Source organism: Flavobacterium procerum, from assembly GCF_042431625.1.
Lineage (GTDB): Bacteria > Bacteroidota > Bacteroidia > Flavobacteriales > Flavobacteriaceae > Flavobacterium > Flavobacterium procerum.
Map to the genome: position 1 here is coordinate 118,660 of NZ_JBHLYW010000003.1, position 16,121 is coordinate 134,780.

The window sequence follows — 16,121 nt, forward strand, 5'->3', positions numbered from 1 at the left end:
GAGCCTCTACTGGATTTTGAGATCGTAATAAATTTATATTGCTAATATGTTGAGTAAAATTGACTCCAAGTTTTGTAAGTTTGATTTTGAAATGTAAGATAAGATGAAAATAATTTGTAGAATACTTCTTCTTTTAATGGTAAGTTTTCAGTTTGGCTGTGATAAAACTAAAGCTGAAGTAAAAAGTATTAAAAATCCAAAAGGGGCGGCAACTAAAGAAGTAATAACGGAGAATACAACTACCGAAATAGATGATTATTCATTTCCTGTAGATAGTCTTTTAAAAGTTAATCTTCTTTTGACAGAAGTTTTTCATGGTGATGAAGTTGATCCGAATTTGCAAAAGAAAATCTGGTTTGGGCTTTTTAAAAATGGAGATAATTATTCGTTTTCAAAAATTAGTGTTTCCATTAATCAAGCTTATGATCCGATTATAGATGAAGAAGAAGGTGAGAAGACAGGGTGGGAAGTTAGTACAACTGCCAAAGATACCTGTGTTGTTTTGGTAGAGAAACTTCCTGGTTTTGCAGATCATACCGTTGAGTTTGTAAAAATACCTGAATATATTTATCCTAAAGAAAATTTAGAGTTCCAGTTTTTAGGGAGTCAATATAAATTGTATGCGACTGGAGAGAAGAAAAAAGAGAATCCTGATTCGGATTGGTGGGTGGTTACGGATTATAAATTGTATTTGAAAACTATTATAAATGGAAAAGAAGTTGTCGAACTTTTAGCGGCAAAGGAAAGTTTTGAAGATAGAATGATTAGAATAATCTTCGCAGGAGATATTGACGGTGATGGTAAATTAGATTTAATTATCGATACATCTAGTCATTATAATACTTCAAGTCTAACGCTTTATCTGTCAAAATCAGCTGATAAACATAAAATTATTAAACCTGTAGGTATTTTTACATCTGTTGGATGTTAAAACTAAACTGCTTTTTGATAATGTTTATCTAGAAGAGTTTAGCAACTCATGATATTTCTCTGAAATAACTTTCATGTTACTATCATAATTCGCATTTTCCTCTACAAACTTTCTATTTCGAACAATAGTCTCATTTCGCAATTCAGGATTTTCAAAGGACCAGATTAATTCTTCGGCAAGCATTTCGATATTGTCAATCTCGATTAATTGTCCATTTTCTCGGTGCGTAATCCAACTTTGATTTCCTGGAATGTCAGAAACTATCGGGTAGCAATTAGAAGCCATAGCTTCAAATAATGAAGCAGAAACGCCTTCGGTAATCGGCATACTGATGTAGATATTAGATTGCTGTAATAATTTTGGTAGTTCTGTATTCGGAATTCTTCCTGTAAAAATCACTTTATTTTCGATTTGAAGTGCTGTAGCCAAATCTTTTAGAAACTGCAGTCTTGTTCCGTCTCCAACAATTGTTAGCGAAAAATCAATTCCTTTTTGATTTAAAATTCCGAAAGCCTTTAGAATAGAATCATGGCGATATTCCGGTTGGAGCGAACGCGTTACAATCGCTTCAATTTTGTTTGAATTATTAGTTGAAGGCGTAAAAATTGATAAATCAATTCCTTTTGGAAGAACCAAAACTTTATTCATGTCAACGCCAGTTGCTTTCATGTGGATCGCCATTACTGGTCCCCAAGCGTGAATTAAATGCGCTTTTTTAAAAGCATATTTCTGAATGAATTTTTTAAACGGATATAAAGCAGAACTCTCAGGCCATAAATCGGTTCGGCCTTGTTGTGCTATGGCAATAGTTTTAGATCCGGATAAGGCTGCAAGAAAACCATAACTGGTTGTTCTTTCTGCGATCACCATGTCTGGTTTTTCTTTTTTAATGATTTTTCGAATCGAAATAGGAGAAAAGAGATACTCTAAAATACGTTTGAATCTTTGGCTGTTTGATGTTTGAAGTTCCCAAGTAATAATTTCAAAATCGCCGAATTCTTTTAAACCTTTCATCCAAGTTATGGCGTCGGCGCGATAAGATTCTCCAAGAAAAAGTATTTTCCTATTCATTCAATTATTTGTTTTTCGCAACAGATTAAAAAGATTAAAAGGATTTTGCAATTGCGAAAAATTAATCTGTGAGAATCTGTGAAATCTGTGGCAAATAAAACTAAAATTCTTCAGTTTCTAATGCTCTGTTTATAAATTCGTTTAATGGTTTTAAAGCGATCAGTTTCTGGCTCATTTTTTTTACGAAGTCTTTTTGGGTTACTTCAGAAATATCATAAGTTTGAGTTGCAGTAAAACTTTTCAATTTTAAAAACTCAATTGCCGGATGGTCTTTTTCGTAACCACGAGGCATGCTTTTAAGCGAATTGTTTTCGTTTATGTCTAAATTTCCAAATTCTTTTTTGAAGTCTTTATCATTTAGAATTTCTTGTAAATCATCGTAGAAAAAGGCAATTTCTTTACGCACTTTTTTTAAGTCTTCTGCTTCGGGCGAATAAAATCCGCCGGCAATAAAACTCGCGCCTTTTTCAATATGCACATAATATCCTGCACGATTTGCGCCTTTTGCTCCCGCGGACATCCAAACGCCTAAATGTGCTTTGTATGGAGATTTGTCTTTAGAAAAGCGAATGTCACGATTTATTCTAAAAGTACAGTTTTTGACTTCAAGCAATTCTAATGAAGGATCAAGCGGTTTCATAATATCAAGAAAATCACTTACCAATTGATGGTAATCTTTTTTGAAAACTTCATATCTTTTTTTGTTGTCCTGAAACCATTCTCTGTTATTGTTCTTTTTTATATCGTCTAAAAATTGCAATGATTCTTTCGTTAGCATATTTATTTTGTGTTTTTTATTGCAGTTGATGTTTGTGCTAGTTTACTGATTTCTTAAAAAGGAATTTACCACAAATTACGCAAATTTTCGCAAATTTAAATGTGTCTATTACTTTGGCAAAGTTTAAAAATTTGTCAAAACTGGCAGACAAATAATTTGAAAATTTGTGAAAATTTGTGTAATTTGTGGTTAAATGAAATCACAGATTGAATATTTTATAACTCTGATGTGTCGATTTTACAATCGCTTCTGTTCGTTCTGGGTGAGTATCAGAAATAAAAAGCTGACCAAAGGTTTCGCTGTTTACCATTTCTACAATTTTAGCGACACGGGTTTCGTCTAATTTATCAAAAATATCATCAAACAAAAGAATCGGTTTTACGCCGCTTTGTTTTTTCAGAAATTCAAATTGAGCCAGTTTCAATGCAATCAAAAAGGATTTTTGCTGACCTTGCGACCCAAATTTTTTAATAGGATGCGAATCGATTTCAAATGATAAATCATCTTTATGTATTCCGACACTGGTATAATGAAGCGCACGATCTTTGTTGATGTTTTCCTGTAAAAGTTTCAGTAAATCTTTTTCAAACAAATGACTTTCGTAAATCAACCGCACACTTTCTGCCGATCCCGTTATTGCCTGATGGTGTACATTAAATATAGGTATAAACTGCTCGATGAAATCTTTTCTTTTTTCAAAAATAGATTTTCCATATTCGTTGAGCTGTTCATTATATATAGATAAGGTGTCGTTGTCAAAAGTATGATTGAGTGCAAAATATTTCAGTAATGCATTTCGCTGTGTAATGACTTTTTGATATTGAATAAGTTGATGAAGATAAGCCGAATCTAACTGCGAAATCACACTGTCCATAAATTTACGGCGGGTTTCGCTTCCTTCAACAATTAAATCCCGATCAGCAGGCGAAATAATTACCAACGGAATAAATCCGATATGATCTGAAAATTTGTCGTAGGTTTTTCCGTTTCGTTTCAAAACCTTTTTTTGCCCTTTTTTTAAACTACAGACAATCTGTTCGATTCTTTCGTTTTTTTCAATTTCGGCATCAATCACAAAAAACTCTTCTCCGTGTTTAATATTCTGCAGTGCCATTGGGTTAAAATAGCTTTTTCCGTAAGCCAAGTGATAGATGGCATCCAGAACATTGGTTTTCCCGATTCCGTTTCGCCCGACAAAACAATTAATCTTGCTGTCAAAATCAAAACTGGCTTCAGAAAAATTTTTATAATTGAATAAGGAGATTTTGTTTAAATGCATTTTTTAAAAGACTCTATATAGATAAAGTTTGAAATTTTGTGTCAATTATTTTTTGCTAAGCCACAGATTAAAAGGATTAAAAAGGATTTTTTTTTGAAAAAATAATCTGTGTTAATCTGTGAAATCTGTGGCTAAAAAATAAATTCTTTAGCTTTCAGAAAATTGATTTGAATTAGTGGGTGCAAATTACCGAAAATTATCGATATAATTGGCTTTAGGGCAATACTCGGCTAATTTATTTTAACGCTTTCGCGAAAGAACAAATGAAGAATGAAAATTTTTCTTTTTAAAATAGTGATAAAATTGAAATTTTTTACCTCAGTTTCAAGAAAAATTTTATTTTTGCCGTTCACTAAATTAATTTTAAATGGCAACTTACAATAAAAGAGGATATAAGACACCAAAGGAGAAGGAAGTTAAAGAAGTAAATGAAGAACAACAGGTAGTTATTGACGAAAAAGACAGCACTACAGCTGGTGTTTTCTCAAAATTAGACGAGACTGCTTCAAAAACTGAGGATTGGGTGGCTAAAAATCAAAAAATCATTATTGGTTTGGTTGCTGGTATTGCTGTTGCAACTATCGGTTATCTAGCTTACCAGAAATTTATTGAAAACCCAAAACAAGAAGAAGCTGCAAGTGAAATGTTTGTTGCACAGCAAAACTTCGAAAAAGCGCTTAATGGTGTTTCAAGCGATTCATTATATAAATTATCATTGAATGGTTCTGAAGGGAAATTCGGTTTTGTTAAAATCGCTGAAGAATATTCTGGTACAGATGCAGGAAATCAAGCTAATTACTATGCAGGAACTGCTTACTTGAATATAGGTAAATTTGATGAGGCTATTAAATATTTAGGTGAATTTAAATCTGATGATGTAATTCTAAGTGCTCTTGCAAAAGGAGCTATCGGAGATGCTTATTCTCAGAAAAACCAACAAAAAGAAGCATTAGATCATTACATAAAAGCTGCTGAGTCTAATAAAAACGATTTTACTACACCTCGTTTTCTTTTAAAAGCGGCTAAAACAGCTTTGGCTTTAGGACAGAAAGAAGATGCATTAAAGTACCTTAACGATATTAAAGATAATTACGATACAACTCCTGAAGCGGCATCTGTAGACGTATTAATCGGATTAGCGCAATAAAAATTTTAGACTTTAGATTTAAGATTGTAGATTTGTAGTTATAAGTTTATAGTCTAAAATCAAAATCTAAAATATAACAGATGGCTACTGAAAATAAAAATTTATCAGAATACGATAAAAACACAATCCCAAATGCGAAAGATTTTCGGTTTGGGATTGTTGTTTCTGAATGGAATGATACAATAACAGAAGGACTTTACAATGGCGCATTTGAAGCCTTAACTGATTGTGATGTTCCTGCACAGCAAATTATTCGATGGAATGTTCCGGGAAGTTTTGAGCTTATTTACGGAGCAAAAAAAATGCTGCAGACTCAAAATGTAGATGCCGTTATTGTAATCGGATGTGTAATTCAAGGAGAAACAAAACACTTTGATTTTGTTTGCGAAGGCGTTACGCAGGGAATCAAAGACTTGAATGTTCAAACGGATATTCCTGTTATTTTCTGTGTTTTGACCGATAACAATATGCAACAATCTATTGACAGAAGTGGTGGCGCTCACGGAAACAAAGGAACTGAAGCAGCAATTGCAGCAATCAAGATGGCTTATATTCGTCAGCAGGCTTCAATCTCACATGTTTTCAATCAGCCATTGTTGACATCAGGTGCAATTCAGATTGAAGAAACTCCAATCAAAATAGAGAAAGAATAAACACAATCGTTTTAAGAATAATAAAACCTATACTGTGTAAAAATGGTATAGGTTTTTTGTTTTTTTTATGACTGCTGTTGTTCTAAAACCAAAGCAAAATTTACTAAATTTGTGCTTCTTGGTGCAAAAAACTTAACCTAATCTTAAAAAATATTTTTACTTAATGTCAAGTGTTATTCAATTACTTCCCGATCACGTTGCTAATCAGATTGCCGCCGGCGAGGTGGTGCAGAGACCCGCATCGGTCGTTAAAGAGTTGTTGGAAAATGCTGTTGATGCCAAATCGACTGATATTAAATTGATCATAAAGGATGCAGGTAAATCGCTGGTTCAGGTAATTGATAATGGAGTCGGTATGAATGTAACCGATGCGCGTTTGTGTTTTGCACGTCATGCAACTTCTAAAATTCGTCAGGCAGAAGATTTGTTTTCGCTTAATACAAAAGGTTTTCGTGGAGAAGCTTTGGCTTCAATTGCAGCGATTGCTCATATGGAAATGAAAACCAAGCAGGACCAAGAGGAATTAGGTACGCATATTATAATCGAAGGAAGTAAATTTGTTTCGCAGGAAGCTGCTGTTCTTCCCAAAGGAACTTCGTTTGCAGTTAAAAATTTATTCTATAATATTCCGGCACGTCGAAATTTCTTAAAATCAGATACTGTAGAATTTCGTCATGTTATGGATGAATTTCAGCGTGTTGCCCTGGCTCATCCGAATATTCATTTTACTTTTTATCATAACGGAAGCGAAATGTATAATCTTCCCGCTGCTGGTTATCGCCAGAGGATTGTGGGAATAATGTCGGGGAAAACCAACGAAAAGCTGGTTCCGGTAAACGAAGATACCGAAATTATCAATATTCAAGGATTTGTCTGTAAGCCGGAGTTTGCTAAAAAAAACAGAGGCGAGCAGTTCTTTTTTGTAAATGATCGTTTTATTAAAAGCGGTTATTTGCATCATGCTGTTATGGCTGCTTACGAAGGCTTGTTGAAAGATGGTTCGCAACCAAGTTATTTCTTGTATCTGCAAGTGCCACCAAATACGATTGATATCAATATTCATCCAACTAAAACAGAAATTAAGTTTGATGATGAATCGGCTTTGTATGCAATTTTGAGAGCTTCAATCAAACATAGTTTAGGACAGTTTAATGTTGCTCCGGTTTTAGATTTTGATCGTGATTCTAATTTAGATACGCCGTATCATTATAAAGATGTAGAGGCAGAAGTACCAACAATTCAGGTTGACGGCACGTTCAATCCATTTACAGATGATAAGACTAATCAGCATTATAGCAAAGCCACTTCTGGATCTTCGGGTTACAGTGGTTCAGGAGCTTCGTCGTCTTCCTATTCTGGTTCGGGTTCAGGTTCTTCTTATTCAGGTTATTCTAAACGAGTAGAACCAACCGCAAGCTGGGAAAGTTTGTATGTCGGTTTGGATACAGAAAATCCAGAAAGCATAGAAAGTTCACCGTTTACATTCGAAAATGAAGAAGTAACGTCTTCTTTGTTTAATGATGATGATGTAGAACAGACAACCCAGAAAACGTATCAAATTCATAAAAAATATATTGTTTCGCCAATTAAATCAGGAATGATAATTGTTGATCAACAACGTGCGCACCAGCGTATTTTGTACGAACAGTTTTTGCTGAATATGACTGTAAATCAAGCCGCAAGCCAGCAATTGCTTTTTCCGTTAGATTTGTTTTATTCTGCTTTAGAGATGAAGCAGATCGAGGAATTAAAACCATCTCTGGAAACGACCGGATTTGTTTTTGATGATTCTAAAACAGATCATTTAGTAATATCAGGAATTCCGGTAAATATTACAGAAAGCGAAGTTTCTTTAGTAATCGAACAGTTATTGAGTGATTTGCAAGATGGAATTCCGGCCAACAGTTACAGCCAAAATGATACCATTGCGAAATCAATGGCAAAAAGTTTAGCGGTTAAAACAGGATCTTATTTAACCGAAAAAGAACAGGATAATCTCGTAAATGGATTATTTGCCTGTAAAGATCCAAATATTTCACCTTTTCACAAACCTACCTTCATTACCATGCGTGTTGAAGATATAGATAAAAAGTTTGCCTTATGATGAATATGACTCCGGTTGTAAAACAACTGCTAATAATTAATATTATATTTTTTATTTGTGCACAGTTCGTGCCTGTTTCAGAGCAGTTTTTTGCTCTTTATTTTCCAGAAAGTGATTTCTTTAAATTATGGCAACCATTGACCCATATGTTTATGCATGGGAGTATTCTGCATATTGCTTTCAATATGTTTGCCATGGTTTCTTTTGGATCTGCGCTTGAACATTTCTGGGGAGGAAAGAAGTTTATTTTCTTTTATATTTCTTGTGGAATAGGAGCGGCTTTACTGCAAATCGGCGTAAATTATCTTCAGTTTCAAGAAGCATTAGAACCAATCAAACATTTAGGACTTTCAGATGCTACGCTTCATCAGATTGTAAATGTGAATTTTAGTGATGGAGTGAGCTTTAGGTCAGATTTATTTTTTGATCAGATAAAGCCAATATTAGAAAAAGCAGGAAAAACAAATCTTGATGAAGCAGGATTTAAAGGGCTTTTTAATGCCTCTGTAATTGCACAAGTGCCTATGGTTGGTGCTTCTGGTGCGATTTATGGGCTTTTGGTGGCATTTGCTTTTATGTTTCCAAATGCAGAGTTGGCCTTGATGTTTATTCCGATTCCTATTAAAGCAAAATACTTTGTGCCTGGACTTTTAGCGATTGACTTGTTTTTAGGATTTAAAGGCAACTCGCTGTTTGGTGATGGCGGAACCGGAATCGCGCATTTTGCCCATGTCGGTGGAGCTGTAGTAGGGTATTTTATGATGTGGTACTGGAAAAAAAATCAATTCAATAACAATCGATGGAATTAATTTTTAACTTTAATAATTAATTGTAAAAACCAACTGAGGCTTTATGAATATTCTTGACGATTTAAAACTGCAATATAAATTTGGCGGTATAGCAATGCGCATTATTTATTGGAATATAGCCTTTTTTATTATCGCTTTAATTTTTTTCTGGCCGAAATTTACAGGAGCATTTGATTATCCGAGTTGGTTAGCTTTGTCTTCCGATCCTCAGGTTTTTATGTTTAAGCCTTGGACGTTTTTGACTTATGCTTTTTTTCATTTTGATTTTTGGCATTTGCTGTTTAATATGATGGTCTTAAATTTTGCGAGTAACTTGTTTATGACGTATTTTACTCAAAAACAATATTTAGGATTATACATTTTAAGCGCTCTTTTTGCGGGAATCATATTTGCATTAAGCTTTTATTTTTCGAATATTTATGGTTCAATTGTAGGAGCTTCTGCGGCAATAATGGCTATTTTGGTAGCGACAACAACTTATTCTCCATTAATGAATGTTCGTTTGTTTCTATTCGGAAATGTAAAACTCTGGCACATAACAGCAGTAATTTTAGTTTTAGATTTAGTGCAGTTTCGTTCAGGAAATATGGGAGGACATATTTCGCATCTGGCTGGAGCTTTTTTTGGATTTGTTTATATCAAACTGCTCCAAAACGGAACCGATTTAAGTCTTATAATTACTCGCATATTAGATTTCTTTTCAAATCTTTTTAGAAAATCCCCTAAGACCCCATTTAAAAAAGTTTATAGAAATTACAACAAACCTACAGAAAGAACAACATCAAGAATTGTTACGAAAGACAAAACGCAGCAACAGATTGATGAAATTTTGGATAAAATCAGCCAGTCGGGTTACGATTGCCTGACAAAAGAAGAAAAAGAGTTTTTGATTAAAGCTGGAAAATAATCTTGTAGGGAAAATTATGAAAAACCTTTCTTGGTTTAATAAAATCATGTTCTTTTTGAATATAGTATTGACAGTTGTTACATTCAGTATTTATGTTCTGCCGTTTTTAGCACCCAAAAGCTTTCCGCTTTTATCGGTGCTTACGCTGTTTATGCCAGCTTTTTTTGTAGCAAACGGGCTTTTCTTTATCTACTGGGCAATTCAGTTCAAAAAACGCCTTATTTTATCTGGTTTGGTATTGCTTATCGGAATTACCTTTATCAATAAATTCTATAAATTTTCTGCTAAAGAATATATTCGAGACGAAAAAGATTTCTCTGTAATGAGTTATAATGTTCGCCTTTTTAATGTTTTTAAATGGCTGGACCGCGACGATATCCCGTCTAACATCAAAGCTTTTATAGACGAAAAAGATCCTGATATTTTGTGTATTCAGGAATATTCCAATTCTGCTCATTTAGATTTAAAGGTCTATCCGCATCGATATATTTTTATTGATGGAAATAAGGTTAAGACCGGTCAGGCTATTTTTTCTAAATTTCCAATTATTAATGAAGGAAATATTGTGTTTCCGAAATCAGATAATAATGTGGTTTATGCTGATATTAAGCGTGGAAAAGATATTATTCGTGTTTACAACATGCATTTGCAGTCGATTAAGATATCTCCTGATGTAAGTGAAATTTCAGATGATATTGATAATGTAAACCAGAAAAAATCACAACGTATTTATGCTCGAATCAGTAAAAGTTTCAAGCAGCAACAAGAGCAGGCAGAAATCTTTAAAGAGCACATAAAAAAAAGCAAATACCCAATTATTATTTGTGGAGACATGAATAACAGTCCGTTTTCTTATATATATAGAAATATTAAAGGAAAACTGAAAGATGCTTTTGAAGAGGCAGGTGAAGGTTTTGGGGCAACTTATAAGTTTAAATATTATCCTGCCCGAATTGACTACATTTTCACTGATAGCAAAATGAAAGTAAAACAGTTTGAAAGTTTCCCGGATTTCGAAAATTCGGACCATTATCCAATCATGACAAGACTTTCAATTGATTGATGTGATTTGGTAAAAAAGTTAAAAGTTAGGTGTGTTGAAAGTGCAAATAAAACTCACAACGCCTAACCAATAACTATTAACTCATACTATTTTCTGAGTCTTCAAGTAATCCATTGCAAATTTCCCTTCGTTAAAAAGTAAATCCAAAACGCTTAAGTTGTTGATGAAGCCGTGTTTGTCATCAAAAACCTGAGTGTATTTTTCGAATGAATTTGCGTCTTTTTTTCCATTTGCTAAATATCTGAAATCGGCAAAATCGGGAGTTTCATGGAAATATTCTACTGTTTTTCCGAATTCGATCTTCATTCGAAGGCATTTGATTACGATATCGAAAACCTCGAAATTTAAATCCATTAAAAAAGCATGTTTTTTCTCGAAAACAGGAACAATGTCATCCTCAAAGTACTCAAAGAAAGGAGAGCTTCTATAGGCAGCTTCCAATGATTTAAAATGCTGTTTCTGCCAATCAAATTCGTTTTCAATCAAAATGTCTTTTGTTTTTTGATGAGCGTTTTTTGAATGTTTAACAGGGATATTTAGCAACTGAATTCCGTTCGGACTATAGATGTAAGTACGATTTCTATTGGTCTGCTTCTGAAAATTATCTTCCATTTCGAAAGTAATAGTTTCAGATTGAGCCATTACGGCAAAATGACTAATAGAAGGGAAATATGTTGGAAGTAGTAGGGAATTCATGATTTAGTTCTTGCTTAAATGTTTCAGGTTTCAAATTTCAAGTTTTTTGCGAACTTGAAATTTGAAACCTGACACAAAAATAACTTTTTTTTAATTATTCTTTATTTGCTTTTCTTTTTTTCCAGAAAAACTCTCCTATAAAATAGGCTGCAAGAATCATTAGGAAATACTTGAAGTATGATTGTGGCTGACCTTCTCCGTCAACAGTTGTAAATACTCTGTCCCAACGGATTTTATTAATGCCTTTTCCGTTTGTATCCCAGCTAAGCCAGATAAAAACAGGTTTTCCAACTATGTGGTCTTCTGGAACATATCCCCAATAACGGCTGTCTTCAGAATTGTGGCGATTGTCTCCCATCATCCAGTAGTAATTCTGTTTGAAGGTATAAGTTGTAGCAGGTTTTCCGTTGATTAAGAACTTAGAACCTTCTAATTTTAACTCGTTTCCTTCGTAATTCGTGATAATTTCTTTGTAGAAAGGAAGCGATTCGTTGTTTAGTGCTACAGTTTTTCCTGCTTCAGGAATATAGATTGGCCCCATGTTATCTTGGCTCCATTTGTTGATATGCGGAAAAATAGCATTGTCATTTCCTTTGTCGATTATTCTTTTAATGCCAGTTACGCCGGGAGTGTTTTTTAAACGGTCTGCACCTGCTTCTGTTAAGGCTCTAAAATAGATTGTATCTCTCTTTTCGTTGGTTAAAAAACCATCTGTAATATCTAATTCTTTAAAGATTGTCTCAAAGTCAATTGAAGTTTTTCCGTCTAAAGCTACTGAATATGAAAATTGAGGTTTTGCTCTTTCTGGTAGAATCAATTTTTTGCCGTTAATGAATACAAAGCCGTCTTTTATAGATAAGCTATCTCCAGGAATACCAACACATCTTTTTACGTAATTCGACTTTTTGTCTATAGGTTTTATAACGCCTGGTCTTCCTTTTGGTTCAAAGAAGTAATGAACGGTATCGACAGGCCAGTTGAAAACGACAATGTCACAACGGTTGATTTTTTGAATTGCTGGAAGTCTGAAATAAGGCAGTTGCGGCCAGCTTAAATAAGATTTGCTTTTTGTAAGCGGAATCGAATCGTGTACCATTGGCAACGCAACGGTTGTCATTGGCACTCTCGGACCATAGTTTATTTTGCTTACAAACAGAAAGTCACCAATTAATAATGATTTCTCTAATGATGAAGTCGGAATCGTATAAGGCTGGATTACATAAGTGTGTACCAGAGTTGCTACGATAACTGCAAATAAAAGTGAGCTTATAGTATCTCCGGTTTTGTTTTCTGCGGTTAATTTACGATCAGGATTATGTTGTAATTTTTGAGTGTAATTAACATAATAAATATAAAAACCAAGAGTAAAAAGAACTAGAATGGTGTCTAATGTTGATTTTTTGCCAAAAGATCTTAATGTCTCGACCCATACAACCGGAAACATAATAAGGTTGATAATTGGAATGAAAAGCAATAATGTCCACCAAGTTGGTCTTTTGATGATTTTCATCAAAATAATAGAGTTATAAACCGGAATTGCGGCTTCCCAGCTTTTTCTTCCTGTAGCCTGATACATTTTCCAAGTTCCCAGAAAGTGAATAATTTGTATTGCTAAGAAAAATACGAACCAAGAGTAAAGTGTCATAATTGTGTTTTTTTAATTGAATTAAGACTTTTGACAATCTTAAAATTTAATCTTTTATTGTAAGTTTAAAACATCTTTCATAGTGAAAACGCCCTGTTTTCCTGCAAGCCACTCAGCAGCAACAACTGCGCCAAGAGCGAAGCCTTCGCGATTATGAGCAGTATGTTTTATTTCGATGCTGTCAATAGGGGAGTCGTAATTAACGGTATGTGTGCCTGGAACTTCTCCGATTCTTTTCGCTTCAATATGAATTTGATTTGTCTGTGCTTCGTCTAAAGTCCAATTTGTGTAATTGCTGTTTTGTATAACTCCTTGAGCTAATGAAATTGCAGTTCCGCTTGGTGCATCAAGTTTATGGATGTGGTGAATTTCTTCCATAGAAACTTTGTACGAATCAAACTGGTTCATGATTTTAGCTAGATATTCGTTTAAACCAAAAAAGATATTTACCCCTAAGCTGAAATTTGAGCTAGAAATAAAACCGCCTTTCTTTTCACTGCATAAAGCCAGCATTTCGTCGTAATGTTCCAGCCAGCCTGTTGTTCCAGAAACCACAGGAACACCAGAGTTAAAACAAGCAGAAATATTGGATACAGCTGCGGTAGGAACGCTAAAGTCAATAGCGACATCGGCAGTTGATAAACCGTCGTAGGTGTTAAATTCGTCTTTTTTCAAAACAATTTCGTGACCTCTTTCTAAAGCAATTCTTTCAATTACTTTACCCATTTTTCCGTATCCTAAAAGCGCAATTTTCATTATGATTTTTATTTGATTTTTTTAAATAGAATAAATTTCTATTAAAACTTATAATTAAAGGTTAGTCCAACGTTTGGTCTAAATGTTACATCGTTGGGATAAATTTCGGGACGCATAGACAACCTTTCGTTTACATTAAACTGAATCAAGGCTGCGTCTACATTGGCGTCGATGATGTTTAAAACATAGAATCCGACTACAAATAAAGCCGATAAATCTCTGTTTCTCTGGTAGAATTTTTGTCCAGCAATAAGGCGACTGTCGTCCAGAAACTGGTAGTCGTCGTTGTTATAGCCTTCTAATCTGCGTTTGTATGCATCTCGATATTCGTGATATTTTTTGTTGTTGTCGATATAAAAATACAAACTGGTTCCAATTGCCCCGTACACTAAAGGTATTTTCCAATACTTTTTATTGTACGCCTGACCTAAACCTGGTAAAATAGCCGAATAAAAAGCTGCTTTTGCAGGTGTAAGCGGGTCTATTTCTTCTAATGCACTAGTGTCTTTTACGACCAAAACCGTGTCTTTTTTTACCTGGGCAAAAAGAGAAACGGTTCCTGCTAAAAAGAACAATAGACCGATGGGGACAATTTTATTCACTATCCGTTTATTAATTTTATAATTCGGTTAAAGTCGGCTTCTGAATTGAAAGGAATTGTGATTTTTCCTTTTCCGTTGCCTGCGACTTTTATATCTACTTTCGAGCCGAAATAATCATTAAAAGTGTGTTTTTGTGTTTCTCTTACCACAAATGCTGCATCTGCTTTTGGTTTTCCTTCTGCTTTTGCTGGCACGCCTTCATGATAATTTTTCACCAAAGCCTCAGTTTCACGAACAGAAAGATTTTGGCTGACAATTTTTTGATAAATATCTGTTTGAACGTCTAAATCTTCAATATTGATAATTGCACGACCATGTCCCATACTGATAAAACCGTCTCGGATACCAGTCTGGATAATCGGATCTAGTTTTAAAAGACGTAAATAGTTGGCAATAGTAGAACGTTTTTTACCAACGCGCTCACTCATCTGTTCTTGTGTCAACTGAATTTCATCAATTAAACGCTGGTATGAAAGAGCGATTTCAATAGGGTCTAAGTCATGACGCTGAATGTTCTCTACCAAAGCCATTACTAATGACTCATTGTCATTTGCAATACGGATGTAGGCAGGAACAGTTGTCAATCCGACTAAGGTCGAAGCACGAAGACGACGCTCTCCAGAGATTAACTGATATTTATTGAAATCTAATTTACGAACAGTAATAGGTTGAATTACACCAAGTTCTTTGATAGAAGTGGCTAATTCGCGTAATGATTCTTCATTAAAATTGCTCCTTGGCTGAAACGGATTTATTTCGATAGCACTTATTTCAAGCTCAATAATATTTCCAACGACCTTGTCAGCATTTTTATCTTCTACTGATGTAATATCATTTTCTGGATCTTTTAATAATGCTGATAATCCTCTACCTAAGGCTTGTTTTTTAATTGCTTTTGTCATAAAAACTAGCTGTTTTTCTTTATAATTTCCTGTGCTAAATGAATGTAATTAACTGCGCCTTTGCTTGTAGCATCGTAATTAATGATACTTTCGCCAAAACTAGGTGCCTCGCTTAATTTTACATTTCGCTGAATAACAGTATCAAAAACCATGTCGTTAAAGTGTTTTTGAACCTCTTCAACTACTTGATTAGATAAACGTAATCTTGAATCGTACATAGTTAATAATAAACCTTCGATATCAAGATCTGGGTTGTGTATTTTTTGAATACTCTTAATCGTGTTCAATAATTTTCCTAATCCCTCAAGTGCGAAATATTCACATTGAATAGGAATAACTACTGAATCTGAAGCTGTAAGAGCGTTCAAGGTTAACAAACCTAGAGATGGAGCACAGTCAATAATGATGTAATCATATTCTTTTTTTGCTTCTTCTAATGCTGCTTTAAGCATATACTCGCGGTTTTCCTTGTCAACCAATTCAATTTCGATAGCAACAAGGTCAATGTGAGCAGGTATCACATCTACATTTGGAGCTGTACATTTTAAAATGGCTTCTTTTGGCGTTACAGTATGCTCAAGAATTTGATAAGTCCCAGTTTCAACTGTTTCTACATCAATTCCAAGACCAGATGTGGCATTGGCTTGAGGATCAGCATCGATCAATAATACTTTTTTTTCTAAAACACCTAATGCGGCTGCAAGATTTACTGATGTAGTAGTCTTTCCAACGCCTCCTTTTTGATTAGCAATAGCAATGATTTTGCCCATTTATTTTC

16 protein-coding genes are annotated in these 16,121 nt (G+C 34.2%); 7 read left to right on the forward strand and 9 right to left on the reverse strand.

Features of this window, described 5'->3' with window-relative positions:
* Positions 1-103 precede the first annotated feature (103 nt).
* Positions 104-931 (forward strand): hypothetical protein, encoded by an 828-nt coding sequence (locus ACFFLS_RS02675; RefSeq protein WP_379683342.1) that lies wholly within the window; start codon positions 104-106, stop codon positions 929-931.
* Between the two features lie 24 nt (positions 932-955).
* Here the strand turns inward: ACFFLS_RS02675 and ACFFLS_RS02680 are convergent, their stop codons facing one another.
* From ACFFLS_RS02680 to recF, 3 genes are all read right to left on the reverse strand, one after another.
* The gene (locus tag ACFFLS_RS02680) at positions 956-2,002 is read right to left on the reverse strand and encodes a glycosyltransferase (protein ID WP_379683341.1); all 1,047 of its coding nucleotides are present in this window, start codon (positions 2,000-2,002) and stop codon (positions 956-958) included.
* A 100-nt stretch (positions 2,003-2,102) separates the two neighbouring features.
* Positions 2,103-2,780: a DUF2461 domain-containing protein gene (locus ACFFLS_RS02685; RefSeq protein ID WP_379683340.1), complete on the reverse strand. Its 678-nt coding sequence runs from the start codon at positions 2,778-2,780 to the stop codon at positions 2,103-2,105.
* Positions 2,781-2,979: 199 nt separating this feature from the next.
* Positions 2,980-4,059: a DNA replication/repair protein RecF gene (gene recF, locus ACFFLS_RS02690; RefSeq protein ID WP_379683339.1), complete on the reverse strand. Its 1,080-nt coding sequence runs from the start codon at positions 4,057-4,059 to the stop codon at positions 2,980-2,982.
* Between the two features lie 367 nt (positions 4,060-4,426).
* On the opposite strand from recF, the gene ACFFLS_RS02695 reads away from it, so the two are divergent.
* The 6 genes from ACFFLS_RS02695 (at position 4,427) to ACFFLS_RS02720 (ending at position 10,742) form a co-directional block, all read left to right on the forward strand.
* Positions 4,427-5,206: a tetratricopeptide repeat protein gene (locus ACFFLS_RS02695; protein WP_379683338.1), complete on the forward strand. Its 780-nt coding sequence runs from the start codon at positions 4,427-4,429 to the stop codon at positions 5,204-5,206.
* An 80-nt stretch (positions 5,207-5,286) separates the two neighbouring features.
* On the forward strand, positions 5,287-5,859 hold the full coding sequence (gene ribH, locus ACFFLS_RS02700; RefSeq protein ID WP_379683337.1) for a 6,7-dimethyl-8-ribityllumazine synthase: 573 nt from the start codon (positions 5,287-5,289) through the stop codon (positions 5,857-5,859).
* 163 nt (positions 5,860-6,022) lie between these two features.
* Positions 6,023-7,963, forward strand: coding sequence for a DNA mismatch repair endonuclease MutL (gene mutL / locus ACFFLS_RS02705; RefSeq protein ID WP_379683336.1), 1,941 nt, complete (start codon positions 6,023-6,025; stop codon positions 7,961-7,963).
* Positions 7,960-8,772, forward strand: coding sequence for a rhomboid family intramembrane serine protease (locus tag ACFFLS_RS02710; RefSeq protein WP_379683335.1), 813 nt, complete (start codon positions 7,960-7,962; stop codon positions 8,770-8,772). The genes mutL and ACFFLS_RS02710 overlap by 4 nt, the downstream gene beginning before the upstream one ends.
* A gap of 43 nt (positions 8,773-8,815) precedes the next feature.
* Positions 8,816-9,679: a rhomboid family intramembrane serine protease gene (locus tag ACFFLS_RS02715; protein WP_379683334.1), complete on the forward strand. Its 864-nt coding sequence runs from the start codon at positions 8,816-8,818 to the stop codon at positions 9,677-9,679.
* Between the two features lie 16 nt (positions 9,680-9,695).
* Positions 9,696-10,742 carry an endonuclease/exonuclease/phosphatase family protein gene (locus ACFFLS_RS02720; RefSeq protein ID WP_379683333.1) on the forward strand — a complete coding sequence of 349 codons (1,047 nt, stop codon included), beginning with the start codon at positions 9,696-9,698 and terminating at the stop codon, positions 10,740-10,742.
* 81 nt (positions 10,743-10,823) lie between these two features.
* Here the strand turns inward: ACFFLS_RS02720 and ACFFLS_RS02725 are convergent, their stop codons facing one another.
* From ACFFLS_RS02725 to ACFFLS_RS02750, 6 genes are all read right to left on the reverse strand, one after another.
* Positions 10,824-11,438 carry a WbqC family protein gene (locus tag ACFFLS_RS02725; protein ID WP_379683332.1) on the reverse strand — a complete coding sequence of 205 codons (615 nt, stop codon included), beginning with the start codon at positions 11,436-11,438 and terminating at the stop codon, positions 10,824-10,826.
* A gap of 94 nt (positions 11,439-11,532) precedes the next feature.
* Entirely contained in the window at positions 11,533-13,083 is a 1,551-nt protein-coding gene (gene lepB, locus ACFFLS_RS02730; RefSeq protein ID WP_379683331.1) for a signal peptidase I, read from the reverse strand.
* A 54-nt stretch (positions 13,084-13,137) separates the two neighbouring features.
* A complete protein-coding gene (dapB, locus tag ACFFLS_RS02735; RefSeq protein ID WP_379683330.1) occupies positions 13,138-13,839 on the reverse strand; it encodes a 4-hydroxy-tetrahydrodipicolinate reductase in 702 nt (233 codons plus the stop codon).
* Positions 13,840-13,880: 41 nt separating this feature from the next.
* Complete coding sequence (locus ACFFLS_RS02740) at positions 13,881-14,441, reverse strand: DUF5683 domain-containing protein (RefSeq protein ID WP_379683329.1); 561 nt, start codon at positions 14,439-14,441, stop codon at positions 13,881-13,883.
* Positions 14,441-15,343: a ParB/RepB/Spo0J family partition protein gene (locus tag ACFFLS_RS02745; protein WP_379683328.1), complete on the reverse strand. Its 903-nt coding sequence runs from the start codon at positions 15,341-15,343 to the stop codon at positions 14,441-14,443. The genes ACFFLS_RS02740 and ACFFLS_RS02745 overlap by 1 nt, the downstream gene beginning before the upstream one ends.
* 5 nt (positions 15,344-15,348) lie before the next feature.
* A complete protein-coding gene (locus ACFFLS_RS02750) occupies positions 15,349-16,113 on the reverse strand; it encodes a ParA family protein (RefSeq protein ID WP_379683327.1) in 765 nt (254 codons plus the stop codon).
* Positions 16,114-16,121: the final 8 nt, after the last annotated feature.

Coding starts and splice junctions, on each gene's coding strand:
- ACFFLS_RS02675 (WP_379683342.1), top strand. CDS start 104: ATGAAAATAATTTGTAGAATACTTCTTCTTTTAATGGTAAGTTTTCAG.
- ACFFLS_RS02750 (WP_379683327.1), bottom strand. CDS start 16,113: ATGGGCAAAATCATTGCTATTGCTAATCAAAAAGGAGGCGTTGGAAAG.
- mutL (WP_379683336.1), top strand. CDS start 6,023: ATGTCAAGTGTTATTCAATTACTTCCCGATCACGTTGCTAATCAGATT.
- ribH (WP_379683337.1), top strand. CDS start 5,287: ATGGCTACTGAAAATAAAAATTTATCAGAATACGATAAAAACACAATC.
- ACFFLS_RS02720 (WP_379683333.1), top strand. CDS start 9,696: ATGAAAAACCTTTCTTGGTTTAATAAAATCATGTTCTTTTTGAATATA.
- ACFFLS_RS02745 (WP_379683328.1), bottom strand. CDS start 15,343: ATGACAAAAGCAATTAAAAAACAAGCCTTAGGTAGAGGATTATCAGCA.
- ACFFLS_RS02685 (WP_379683340.1), bottom strand. CDS start 2,780: ATGCTAACGAAAGAATCATTGCAATTTTTAGACGATATAAAAAAGAAC.
- ACFFLS_RS02715 (WP_379683334.1), top strand. CDS start 8,816: ATGAATATTCTTGACGATTTAAAACTGCAATATAAATTTGGCGGTATA.
- ACFFLS_RS02725 (WP_379683332.1), bottom strand. CDS start 11,438: ATGAATTCCCTACTACTTCCAACATATTTCCCTTCTATTAGTCATTTT.
- lepB (WP_379683331.1), bottom strand. CDS start 13,083: ATGACACTTTACTCTTGGTTCGTATTTTTCTTAGCAATACAAATTATT.
- recF (WP_379683339.1), bottom strand. CDS start 4,059: ATGCATTTAAACAAAATCTCCTTATTCAATTATAAAAATTTTTCTGAA.
- ACFFLS_RS02710 (WP_379683335.1), top strand. CDS start 7,960: ATGATGAATATGACTCCGGTTGTAAAACAACTGCTAATAATTAATATT.
- ACFFLS_RS02680 (WP_379683341.1), bottom strand. CDS start 2,002: ATGAATAGGAAAATACTTTTTCTTGGAGAATCTTATCGCGCCGACGCC.
- dapB (WP_379683330.1), bottom strand. CDS start 13,839: ATGAAAATTGCGCTTTTAGGATACGGAAAAATGGGTAAAGTAATTGAA.
- ACFFLS_RS02695 (WP_379683338.1), top strand. CDS start 4,427: ATGGCAACTTACAATAAAAGAGGATATAAGACACCAAAGGAGAAGGAA.